6 protein-coding genes are annotated in these 12,354 nt (G+C 59.4%); 4 read left to right on the top strand and 2 right to left on the bottom strand.

The features are described from left to right. Positions 1–203: 203 nt before the first annotated feature. Positions 204–5,009, bottom strand: a complete 4,806-nt coding sequence (locus WJT74_RS09550; protein ID WP_343344139.1) for a type VI secretion system tube protein Hcp — start codon at positions 5,007–5,009, stop codon at positions 204–206. 500 nt (positions 5,010–5,509) lie between these two features. Then, positions 5,510–7,618 carry a TonB-dependent receptor plug domain-containing protein gene (locus WJT74_RS09545; RefSeq protein WP_343344137.1) on the bottom strand — a complete coding sequence of 703 codons (2,109 nt, stop codon included), beginning with the start codon at positions 7,616–7,618 and terminating at the stop codon, positions 5,510–5,512. 494 nt (positions 7,619–8,112) lie between these two features. Between WJT74_RS09545 and WJT74_RS12245 the strand changes: the two genes are divergently transcribed. The 4 genes from WJT74_RS12245 (at position 8,113) to WJT74_RS09530 (ending at position 12,000) form a co-directional block, all read left to right on the top strand. Further along, on the top strand, positions 8,113–8,370 hold the full coding sequence (locus WJT74_RS12245) for a hypothetical protein (RefSeq protein ID WP_432215221.1): 258 nt from the start codon (positions 8,113–8,115) through the stop codon (positions 8,368–8,370). A gap of 27 nt (positions 8,371–8,397) precedes the next feature. Continuing rightward, positions 8,398–9,213: an FkbM family methyltransferase gene (locus tag WJT74_RS09540; RefSeq protein ID WP_343344135.1), complete on the top strand. Its 816-nt coding sequence runs from the start codon at positions 8,398–8,400 to the stop codon at positions 9,211–9,213. Between the two features lie 335 nt (positions 9,214–9,548). Further along, positions 9,549–11,096 carry an MFS transporter gene (locus WJT74_RS09535; RefSeq protein ID WP_343344132.1) on the top strand — a complete coding sequence of 516 codons (1,548 nt, stop codon included), beginning with the start codon at positions 9,549–9,551 and terminating at the stop codon, positions 11,094–11,096. A 220-nt stretch (positions 11,097–11,316) separates the two neighbouring features. Then, a complete protein-coding gene (locus tag WJT74_RS09530; protein WP_343344131.1) occupies positions 11,317–12,000 on the top strand; it encodes a hypothetical protein in 684 nt (227 codons plus the stop codon). Positions 12,001–12,354 lie beyond the last annotated feature (354 nt).

Genomic DNA, 12,354 nt, shown 5'->3' with positions numbered 1-12,354 from the left:
GGAAAATCGTGCCGCAGGCTGCGGGGTTGGAAGTCGCCCCGATGGGAGTTTAGTCTAGCCATGTCGGAGCATAAGCCGGACACACCGTACTCGACCTTGGTTCTGTATTGCAGAGACTGCTTCTCTGAAAAGATAACCCGCTCAATTCGCCGCCGGCGGCAAATTTTGCGTATCCAGTAAAGAATGTCGCACCGGCCAACGCTTCACAACAGATATCCGCTGTCGGGCATGATCATGACCGGTGTGGTTTCGGTGTCGAGGATCATCGTGTCGAGCGGTGTTCCTGGCGCGGTCGAGACCGTCGTCTCGAACGCTGTGTTCGCCTGCACGCTCGTCAGTGAGCCGCCGACGACATAGCCGATGAGCTCGCCGTCGAGATAGATCGACACGTCGCTGCCGTACTGCCGGATGTCGAGGTCTCCCGACCCATCGATAATGATCCGGTCGCCCTCGGCGGCCGAGAAGTCCATAATGACGTCACGGCTGCCCGCCTCGAGGACGAATACGTCCGCACCCGTACCACCGGTGAGCGTGTCGTCGTCTGCGCCGCCGACGAGACGGTCATTGCCCGCGCCGCCGACGAGGCGATCGAAGCCATCCTCCCCCATCAGTATGTCGTTGCCGGCGCCGCCATTGACCATGTCGTCGCCCTCGCCCGCGTAGACGGTGTCGGTTCCGTTGCCGCCGCGCACATCATCGCGTCCCGGCCCGGCAAAGATGGCATTGGTGCCGCCAAGGTCGACCAGCTTGTCGTCGCCGCTCGAACCGATCAGCGTGTCGTCCCCCAACCCTCCGAACGATCCCGGGCGGGTCACCGTACCGGTGCTCGTCACGGTCACCTCGAGGGTCGAGCCCGCCTCGACATCTCCGTCGCTGACGAGGATGTCGAACGTGTCGACATATTCGGTACCCGCCGCCCCGCCGAGATCGCCGCGCGCCACATAGCTGTAGCTTCCGTCGGCGTTGACGAAGAGCGTACCGTAGGCGCCGAACACATAGGTCCCGGTCGGCTGCCCCCCCGCAGTAACGATGAAGATCCCATCGCCGTCGATGTCACTGTCGTTGGCAAGCAGATTACCGCTGCCGGTCGTGCCGCTGCTGACGCCAACACTGTCATTGACCGCTTCCGGCGCGTCGTTGGCGCCAGCGATCACAACCGTAAGACTCTGATCGACCGAACCCCCGTTTCCGTCGGCGATCGTATAGATGAAAGAAAGCGCCATGCTTTCACCATCGTCCAGTTCGGCATACGCAGACGGGTCGATACTGAGTGTCGTACCGTCGCGGGATATTCCAGCGAAACCAGAGAGATCGAGCGATACGATAGACATCACATCGCTCGCGTCGACGTCCGAAGCTCCGGCCAGCAGATCAATCGCCACCGGTGCGTCGTCTTCGCTGAGCGATACCGAGAGCGAATTTTCAACGGTGGGATCGTCGTTGATACCCGTGATGAAGATGTCGAACGAACTTGTGAATCGCGCACCAAACTCGTCGACAAGATCCACGGTCAAGGATGCTCCTCGGGCTTCGCCCTGACCGAGATAGGCATAATAACTTTCATCAATGAGAAGAATGCTTCCATCCAGCGACATGCCAGCAGTGTCGGCGCCACTGAAAACGGCGTTTTCGAAGGTGACTGCGTCGCCCTCGGGATCGAACGTCAAGAAACTGAGGTCTAGCTCGATATCACCGGACCCGAGTAACTCGGCAAATGTCCCCAGAGAAAGGAACGGAGCATCGTTGGCGCCTTCGATGGTAATCGTCGCGCTCGTTTCGACGCTTCCGCCGTTGCCGTCGGTCACGGTGTAGCGATATGTGATAACCTCGCTCTCGCCGACCTGCAGATAATCATAATAACTGGTGTCGATCATTACACCGTTGCCGCTGACCGTCAGCCCGCCAGGCGCGCCCGAATTAACGCTGGAATCGATGACGACGCTCGCCGGATCGACCGAAAGCGTATCACCGTCGGCGTCCGACGCGTTGGCCAGCAGGTCGACGACTGAATCCGCCGTGTTGTCGTCCGTGGTCAATTCGACGTCGCCCGAAACGACGGGGTCGCTGTTGACCGCATCCGGTTCGACGAGCGCAGTAAATTCGATGGCGCTGTTGGTCTCGAGGTTCCATCCGAATTCGGACTGTGGCGAAATCACACCCGTCCGGTCGACCGTATAGGTCCGCACGCCGATCTGCCCGAGGTCGAGTGACGCGACGAATCCGCCGGAAGGATCGTCGGTCAATGCCTGCACCGAAACGTCGTTGAGAAGCAGGTCGAGGACAACCGCGCCGGTGTCTCCCGAAACCCCTTCGATCCGGATGGCGGTGAATGCGTCGTTGCCGATGCTAGCGAGCAGTTCGACCAGCCCGCCCTCGCTCGGAAGGTACAATTCGAGATCGTTGAAGGTCAGAACTCGACCATCAAGGAAGGCGCTCAGCCCAACGTAGGGAAGTTCAAACCAGCCGAGATGGTCGGCATCGAGCGAATCTCCTTCAACCCCGTCGATCTTGATGAAGTAACGTGCTCCCACCGCGGTATTTTCGATCGTGGTGTTGTCCGCGATCCGGACGGTATTGGGATCGACCACTTCACTGTTCGTCTCGAGGTCCCACCCGAACTGTTGCAGCGAGGAAAAGCCACCGCTCGGAAAGAATTTCAGCGTCGTAATGGCGAATTGCGCGAAGCTTAGGGTGAGCGTCGTCCCCGCGGTGCCGCCAGCGCCAAGGTTTGTCGAAAGCGCTTCGATGCCCACATCGACGAGCCGGAAATCGACGACATCCGTGGCTGTACCCGTCCGGTAGGCAAAGATGCGCGCCGAAGGCACGCCATCGCCGCCGATCGCCGCGAGTAGGTCCGCGATATTGACACCTCCCGCCAACGACAGGTTCACGGCGCCCGACTGTAACGACCCCGCGCTGAAGTCGCCGATCTCCCACGCAAGAGTGTCGATTGGGAAGCCCCCGCTAATCTCGCGGAAATTCACCGGTCCCGCGATTCCTTCGATGACGAGGAAATAGTCGACATCGGTCGGGACCGCCTCTCCCGCCAGACCGGTCGGTTCGGCGAAACTGTCGAGGTCGACGAGGCTTCCGGTTGACAGATCGAAGGCGAACACCTCGACTGCCTCGAGCCGATCGTTGTCGTTGATCCCGCGCGTCGTCACGGCGATCTTCTCGAAGCTGAAGGTCGCGACGATCACCCCGTCCCCGTACGCGAAGACGTTTTCGATCTGCACCTCGTTGAGCAGGATGCCATGCGGAATGAGGATTCCCGACCCGGTCGTGGCGAGTCCCTCGATCATCACGGATTCAATCGGCCTGCCGCCGGCACCTGCGTCGAGAAAGGCAACGAGCGCGGTCATGCTGGCAAAGCTGACGGTCACCGAACTAAGGTCGTTCGCCAGCGAAACATTGTAGGCCAACAGGGACGTATCCGACGAAAGGCCGTCACCAGCGAACCCGTCGATGGTCACCCTGACGGACTCGAAATTGACGGGATATTCGCGCACCGCACCCGCATCGCTCGCCGGGGCAAGCGGCGACGCCAGGTCGGTGCCGCTCGCAAGGTCGTAGCCGAAGCTCTGCAATTGCGACAGGGCACCGGTCTCGTCGACCCCCCACGCATCGACGCTGATCTTGCTGAATTCCAAGTTGGCGACCAGCGAATTGCCGTCGGCCGACGGCGCCTGCGCCAATTGCGCATCGCCGATGGTCATCCGGAAGACCACGTTTCCGCTTTCGGACGAAACGCCCTCGATAGTCACCTTTCCGAGGTTTGTGTCGACCGCGTAGGCGGCGAGCAGCTCGGTCAATGCCGACAAGTCGGTGAGCACGATTTCCAAGTCGGAAAAGGTGACTTGCCCGCCGCGCAGGACCCCGCTGATCACGTCGGTATCGTTGGTGGCGTCGAGGTTGAACGCCAGCAGATCGTACCAGCCCTCGTATCCAGCCGCCGTCGACGTCCCGTCCACGCCTTCGATGCGCACGTAATATCGCACCGGATCGCCCGCATCGACCGCGCCGCTGGTCGCTGGTATCATCGCGTCGGGATCGATGGGAGTGTTGGTTGACCGATCCCAACCGAGAGCGAACTGCTCCTGGATCGTGCCGCGAATGTCGGCGTAGGCATAGACGCCGATCTGCGTGTAATCGAACTGCAGTTGGATCGCATCCGAACCGTTGCTCTGCCCGTGCGAGACGACACCAAGGATAGCATCGTTCAGCACCGTTCGAGAGACTACGTCCCATACGCCGAGCTCGTTGCGGGCCACGCCCACCAACTCAACGGCGGCAATTGTGCTGCCGCTGCTGATCAGCGCCAGCAGGTCGGGAAATCCCGCAAGATCGTCGACAAGGAAGGCACCCAGCGGTGACCAATTGATCGCACCGCTGTCGGGATCGACCGAAACGTCGAAAAACTGGGCCGCGACTTCGATCCAGCCTTCGTACCCCGCCAACGTCGCGGTCCCTTCGACCCCGTCGATGCGGATAAAGTAGCGTTCCGGCTCGGGCGCATCCCCGCCGGGTATCGATAGAGCGGAAACGAGGTCTGCGGGGTCGAGTGCGACATTGGCCTCAAGGTCCCAACCGAAGAATTCGACGTTTGTCCGGACACCCTCCGGGCTGATATCGGCAGTCTCGAGGCCGAATTTCCCGAAGCTGAGTGCTACGAACGTGGAACTTTCGGAAAAGGACGATCCGCTCTCCGAGATGCTCCTCACCCCAACACCATTAAGGGTCAGGTGATAGACCTCGATATCGCCGTCGACGCCGACGATCTCGATCGCGGGGATGGTCGCTCCGCTCGCGAGGGTGGCCATCAGCTGCGCGAACGCGGCGTTGTTCTGCAGTAAAATTTGCAGGTCAGAAAAAGATATCCGCCCGCTCATCATTGCTTCGAGTTCGGCGGCGCTAAGTGAGAAAGAGGAAAGCTCGAACCAGCCCTCGAACCCAACAGCTCTGCTATCCCCGTCAATGCCGTCGATGCGGATGAAATAGCGAATGGCCATGATATGCTTTCCCCCCTTACGCAACGAAGCGCGGACAGAGGAGTCAGGTGCCAAAAGTGCAAGCCCGACCGTACGCGACTCACGAAGCAGATGCGTCGGACCATATCACCAGCCGCGCAAATCGAGAAGCCGATCCAGCGCAATATTTGGCGCGCCCAACGGTAGAAAGTTGCGAAGCTGCCAGACCAAGTCGCATTTTCAAGCATTTGGCATTGCGTTCGGTTGAGTAGGGTCGCCGATGGACGCCGAACAACCCATGAGCTATTCGCGGACGAGCGGCATACGTTCTGCTATTGATGCAAAGCGGACTTTCACCAGGATCCACATCGAAGCCATTGAGGCAGGCTTTAGTCAAAGGGTGAAATGAAAATACGCCCTCTATTCCACAGATGACAGTCAATCTCGATCAAGTCGACGAGCGCTTGATCCTAATGGGAGCGCAGGCGGCTCATCTGGCTCTTGCTACGCCTGAAACACGGCATTCGCACCCGGTCGATCCTTTAGAAGTCCCCTCGCACCGAAAGGCTGAAGATCGGCCCGATTAATCGGTTCCGCCGCTCGACGAAATCGATCAGCGTCGTTCCGCGCAGACCTTCGAAGACTGTTCTGTCGCGATATGAGCGGGCACCGAGAATATTGCCTAATCCAGCGGCAACAGTGAGGCCGAAGACGTCCTTGTTCTCGACCGAGGCGCTGGCAAACCATGGTCCTTCGGTAGTGCGGGAAACTTCATTGCTGCGATAGCGCGGCTGAACGTATGCGTGGCTAGCGCTGAGTGAATAGGCCCAATCGCTAGCAGGGATATCGTGTCGCAGGTTGAAGCTTGCCTGGCGGGTGGGAAAACCGCTCCATTGTCGATCCTCGTTGGTAAAAGGATCGTTCTGGCGCGAGGTCTGGAATACAATCGTAGCATCTAGCCGCATCCCCTGCACCCCCAAGGGGTCAAGATTGATGGAAGACTCGGAGACGACCGCCGCCGCCCAGGCGCTGGGAATGTTGCCCACCGCCTCGCTGGTTCCGACCGGCACTATGTCAACCCGGTCTTCCACGTCGCGATAGATAAACCGAAATCTAGTCGAACCCCAGGGACCAAGTGTCTTGCCCAGTTCGCCTTCCACGCTCCAATCCTGTTGCGGGCGCAGGTCTGCATTGCCGGCATTTTGATTGTCGTCATCCAGAAAGGCGCGGGCGAGGAAATCGTAGAACGAGAGCTGACCCACGCGGCGCGACAGGCGCACAGAGGCATCGAACCCGTCGCCCGGCTGCCACGCCAATGACAGCGAACCTTTGGGGCGCAGGAAGCTGCGTGTCAGGCCACCATCGCCGGTTTGCATGATGGTCGAATGCTCCGCGCCGGCGATCAGCTGGAACGACAGGTTGCTGGTAATTGGGCGACCGAAGCTGAGCGACCCCTCGTAACGATCTTCGCTCACCCCACCGCTACCGCCCGGAAAGGGTACCTCGATAAAATTGCCGTCAGCATCGAGCAGGAAGAGTTCTGCGACATTTTCGAGCGTGTTGAATGCGGCCTCGCCAGCGAGTTGCCAATCGCCGCCGAACATGCCCCAGCTGTATTCCCCGCGTCCGATGGTCTCCCCGATGTCACCCGATTGCGTGAAGCGGTTGCCAAGCGTGGGCGATGCGTCCGCAAACTCGGTAATGACGGTCTGGGCAAACGGTTCGCGGCTGAACCGCCTGAGGCCAATGCTCTTCAGTCTGCCGGGGCCAAGATCGAAGGCAATGTCCCCGCCGAGCTGCCAGTTCCAGCTGTCCCCGTTCTGGCGCACCGAACGAGCCTGATCGATGCCGCCAACAAAGGTACGCGTGCCGTCTTCACGATAGCGATTGTAGATGCGCTGATATTGGCTGTTGAGATTGGCCTCGACCGACCCGACGGGGTCCCAATTGATGCTGGCGGAGAGGCGAGGCGAGTCATAATCGCTGGTGAAGACCTCGTCGCGCGTTTCGATCAGGGTATCGTTTCCATCGTATACGAGCGTCGCACCCCCCGCGCCCGAGCGACCGGAGTTCTCGTTGTTGAGACCTAGCTGGTACTCGACGGTCCCGGCGCGGCCGCTGAGCGAGACGGTCCCGCGCGTAAGCAGAGGATCGGTGAAATTGGTACGGAATTCGGGGTTCCAGGCGAACTGTCCGGAAAGGTCGTTGGCCCGGTAGACAATGTTGGCGACTTGTCCGGACAGGCCCGGGATATCGAGTGTCGCGCCATCAACAATTTCAATTCGATCCACGGTATCGGCGGGGATGCGCTGCAGGAGAGTGAACAGTTCCTCCGACTTGTTCGACGGACGAACACCATTGAAGAGCACGTTACCGGTCGCGGTGCCGAGCCCTCGGCGCTGTTCGCTATCTCGGATGTTGAACCCGGGTACCTGACTTAGCATGTCGAGTGCGTTGCGCGGGGCGTATCGCACGAAATCTGCCGAGGTATAGATCTGTGCCTCACCGCCAGAGGCAGGTGTTTCAATAAGAGCTGGATCAGGCGGAGGTGCATTGCCCGTTGTTCCGCTATCTTGCGCCGCAGCAGAGGTCGATGTCGCAACAAGAGCGCACGCCATGGCCGTCGACCAAACATACTGATATGCAATCATATCCGTCCTCCCGGTTACACTTGTAATCCAGGTCCCAAATGCGTCATGGGAATGGGTCGGCGTATCGCTAATCGATGAAAGTCGTTCCCCTGGCGACCAACTGCCTGAGCAGGATGAGACGTTCGACAAGGTCCTCGCCCCAAGGCGACACGAGCAGTGGCTCTCGGCTCCTACCCGCTGCGTCTTGGGTAGGCCGGACGTTAATCCCAGTGCCTACCGTGAGCGGGGAAAGCTTCGACGCTTCGGGATATTGTGGGACGAAGTCGACTGAAGTGCCGATAACGGACTGTGCGGTTCAATCGAGAGTGTGAGAACAGCGGCTGCCTCAAGAACGTTCCCTGCCGACAGCGGACATTCTGAAAGCGACACCAACCGCCGCCCCTTCGCCTATGTCGCTCACGCTTGATGTCGGGCATCAGAAAGCCGGACTCCCGTGTACAGCCAGCGTTGATGTCGGCCTCTGTGGGAAATAAGGTTGATGAGCGGCGTCGAAGGTGCGGCGGGCAAACCGTCTCGTCGGCGGCGCAGACGACGACACGCTCACCGGCGGTACGGGAGCGGACGTATTCGTGCTCGAGGCGGGCAGCCGCGACGACATCATGGACTTCTCGACCGCCCTCGAGACACCGATCGACACGATAGTCCACGAGGTCCAAACCACTCAAGTCGCTCGGTGGTCGCATATCTTGCACACCGCAGCGATTAGGGATCGACAGGCCGCATTCGTCCCGCGAAAGCCCTCATACCGTTAAAAGCAGTGATAAAAGGACTTCTGCTTCATGTCCGACGCTGCGACCTTGTGGCGACCTCAGCCATTTCTCGTCAAACTGGACGCCCTTGTTCTGCGGCACCTTCGCGTAGCGCGGGCGAGATGCCTAGGGCGTATCCGCGCCACGCTCTCCGAATGGTTCGGGTCGCCTGAAGCGACGACGTTCTCATCCTACGGCGTCGCTCTACGTACGGACTTCGCCGACAAAACCTTTTGCTACTGCCATTACGGCACCTACGGCCGGTATCTTTCCGATTATCTTCAAAGCATCGAAACTGACTTTGCGTTCGTCGACATCGGCGCAAATCAGGGGCTTTATTCCCTTGTCGCCGCGAACAACAGCGGCTGTAGGCAAATGATCGCTTTCGAGCCGGTCCAGCGGACCTTCGACATCCTGTCGTCGAATATCGCGCTCAATGGCGCAGCAGACAAGGCCGTACTCCTTAGGGCAGCGTTCTCTACGATCTCCGGCGAGACGACCATCTACACGAGGGCAGGACATAGCGGGGCTTCTACGCTCGGCACACATCTAGGTAAGGGGGGTCAAGGGGAACGCATTAGCACCATCGATGCAACGGGGCTCGAGCAGTATCTCGATCCAGCGCTCGATGTTGTTATCAAGATCGACGTCGAAGGGCACGAAGCGGTCGTCGTTGACGAACTGATGGGCTCGCCATTCGTGAATCGCATCACCGCGATTTTCTACGAAATGGATGAACGATACGCCGATGCGGCGTCGGTCTACGAAGCTCTTCGCGACCAAGGCTTTCGCCATTTTCAGAAATTTGGCGTCGGACGGCATTACGACGTGCTGGCGACACGCTAAAGGCTCTGTACAAGATAGATTTTCAATACCTCACGCCGAAACGGGCGGCACCCTTAGGCGCATATCGGACGATCACGGCAGTCGTTCCGCGCGGGAGTTCTCGGGTGTCGTCTATGGGGTACTGAAGGACCCACAGGTTTCCGACATTCTTTGAATGTGGTGCCCCATAGATGACAAAACTGGGCACTCAATCGCTGGGAAATTTTGTTGGTACGGCCCTGACGCGTGTCTGATATAGGGTCGGAGCGGCCATTCCGATAACGACCCCATTTCCAGACATTTCGATCTCGCTTCAGTTGCTTGCTAATGATTGGGGTATTCCTACATCGCAGGTAATGGACAGGGTCGGGCAAAAAGATTCAATTGTTGGCGAACGCCTTCCGTTTTTCTGGGCAGGTTGCGCTGCAATCAGCCTCGGGGTCATGCTTCATCTACCGATGCTGGCAATGGCGCATAAGATGGGTAACCACCTCGCTGGAATGACAATGGATCCCGGCATGTGGTTTGGCATGGCACTGATCCTGATTGGTGCGCTGCTCGCGTGCTTCGGCGCTCTCCCAAAGAAGCGCGCACCGCACGGCGAGCATGCCGGGACCAGCTTCGAAGCGCCGGATTCGACGCCGCTCAACCGCTGGCATGCGGCGACTTTGCTGGTGCTTACGCTCGGTCTCGTGATCGATGTGATGAAGCCCGCCACACTTGGGTTCGTGCTCCCGGGAATGGCAGCGGAATACGGGATCGACCGGTCGCGCGTGGCTTTACTGCCGTTGGTCGCTTTGACCGGAACAACCATAGGATCGTTCCTCTGGGGCTGGCTGGCCGACATCTACGGTCGCCGGGTTTCCATCCTGCTATCCACGATCCTATTCGTATCCACCGCGATTTGCGGTGCGATGCCGGAATTTGAGTGGAACCTGGTGATGTGCTTCCTGATGGGCACTTCAGCGGGAGGCATGCTGCCGGTGATTTACACCTTGCTGGCCGAGGTGATGCCGCCAAGACACCGTAGCTGGGTGCTAGTCCTAGTAGGCGGGACCGGGCTGGTAGGCGGCTACATCGCAGCAAGTGGCGCAGCATATGTGTTGGAGCCGATCTACGGCTGGCGATCACTCTGGTTGCAAGGTTTTCCCAGTGGCCTTTTGCTACTCGCCCTAGCGCGTTTCATTCCCGAAACACCCCGTTTTCTAGCCAAGCGCGGGAGGACATCAGAGCTAGCGGAAATGCAGCGGAAGTTCGGTCTGCGCCCCAAACCGCGCCCAGCGCATCCCCCAAAAGATTCACCGTCGCCGAAAGGTCATCGCCAGATTACCGTGGCACTAACCGTAACCGCACTGTGCTGGAGCTTCGTCAATTTCGGCCTGCTTCTGTGGCTGCCGTCGGACCTGCAATCGCGCGGTTACAGTGCGGAAATCGGCAGCGGGATCCTCGCCAGATCATCGTTGATCGCTTTCCCGACGATCCTGCTCGCGGCGTTCTTCTATGCGAGGCACAGCAGCAAGTGGACGCTCGTCGGGACCGTCAGCCTGACATTCATTGGTCTGCTGGGAGCCTTGCTTCCGGCCAAACTGCTGAGCTGGGAGCCAATGCTGGTTTCTGTCATTGCCATGTTGATCGTTGGCACCAACGGCACAATTGCGGTTCTGCTGCCCTATACAGCGGAGAATTACCCGCTTGGCACGCGCGGCAGGGCAACGGGGCTGGTCGCGGGGAGCAGTAAATTTGGCGGTGTGGCGGTGCAGGTCGCCGCGCTCGTCGGTTTCGCGCCGACTTTGGTGGGAGCGGCCTTGGCACTACTTCTCCCAACAGCTGCTTCTGTGGGAATGGTGGCCTGGGCTGGACGTGAGAGCCGGGGCCGAAGTCTGCGCGAACTCGACGCTGAGTAGGGCAAGTTGCCGCCCGCTTCTGCTCTCGGCCTTTTGCCAGCGACAGTCGCTTTCCCGCCTTGGTGCCTGTCCTTCCTGCCGAGGGTGCCATGTCTTTAAAACCGACCGGCCGCTAACGACCCCATTGCGGACGTTCGGCGCGAACGATCCGCTGCCCCATCGCAGGCCTTGACCAACCTGATGAGCGGGGGCAAAAAGTCAGACAGCTAGCCGCCCGGCTGTGGCTCCGGCGCAACCGCTCTACCACCCCGTCGTGCTCCACCGCCTCAAGGGTGCTGACGCTATCGTCTCGGTTGCGGTATTCCGCCTCGTCGTTTACCCACTCTTTGACCGCATGGAGGGCGGCTCCATGTCGGGTTTCGAGTACCTGTTCACCTTCGCGGGCCTGTTGTTCGGGCTAGCGCTTGCAAATCTTGCGACCGGCTATGCGGACGTGTGGCGTGACCGCACCCGCCGCGCCATCGGTGCGCTTACTCTGTTGCTCGGGCTAGTCCTAGTCCTCAGCATCTGCCGCCAGTGGTTGTCGATCTGGGGTGCGCGCGAGCGGCTCGACCCAGATGCTTGGAGCATTTTTACCGTGCTGTTCGTTGCCGGGCCCTTCGTCTTCCTGAGCCAGGCAATGTTCCCGCGAACGGGTGAGGACTGGGGTTCGCACGACGAATATTATTTCGGACATAGGCGCGTGCTGCTCGGCGTACTGATCATCTCGCCGCTGGTCAGCCTGATCTCCAACCTCCTAAGTGGGGGAGTGGCCGGGCGGGATTGGGAATTCTTCACTTATTATCTTGTGACGATCGGCATCCCGGCAGCGCTGGTCGCATCTTCCAGGCGCTGGATCCACCTTTCCGGCCTTGTTGTCCTGTCCCTTTATCTTCTGGTCCAGATCTTAGTGCGTTGGGGCTGATGAGCAGCAATGTCCAATGTTTCTCTCCGCTGATTGCCGGTGGAAGTGTGTCCTTTTTCCACCCCATGCGGTAGTTCTCGCCCCGAATCCAGGATCCTCAAAGAAGCCGTCGTCGTAATGCCGTCATTTAGGGCGGCAACTGGGCCGGCAGCGGACCGTCCGGTCTTGGCTTCTGCGCCTGAAGAAGCGGTCATTCGATAAGATTTGATCTCCCGTTGGTGAGATTTTCGCGGGGTCATTGAGTGCCGTTACGGATCGATGCCATGATGATTGAAAGTCCAATTATCCGTTGAAAGGGGTATATAGACTCTCTTTTCAATATTCGTTGTGGTAATTTACAGGAAAAGTCTTCTC

Origin of the sequence: Sphingomicrobium sp. XHP0239, assembly GCF_039555325.1 — a bacterium.
Lineage (GTDB): Bacteria > Pseudomonadota > Alphaproteobacteria > Sphingomonadales > Sphingomonadaceae > Sphingomicrobium > Sphingomicrobium maritimum.
The sequence above is the reverse complement of the archived record's forward strand: the minus strand, read 5'-3'. Positions and strand labels throughout refer to the sequence as shown.

Bases quoted from the DNA above. Each gene is read 5' to 3' on its own strand.
- WJT74_RS09550 (WP_343344139.1), bottom strand. From the start codon at position 5,009: ATGGCCATTCGCTATTTCATCCGCATCGACGGCATTGACGGGGATAGC.
- WJT74_RS09545 (WP_343344137.1), bottom strand. From the start codon at position 7,618: ATGATTGCATATCAGTATGTTTGGTCGACGGCCATGGCGTGCGCTCTT.
- WJT74_RS09540 (WP_343344135.1), top strand. From the start codon at position 8,398: ATGTCCGACGCTGCGACCTTGTGGCGACCTCAGCCATTTCTCGTCAAA.
- WJT74_RS09535 (WP_343344132.1), top strand. From the start codon at position 9,549: ATGGACAGGGTCGGGCAAAAAGATTCAATTGTTGGCGAACGCCTTCCG.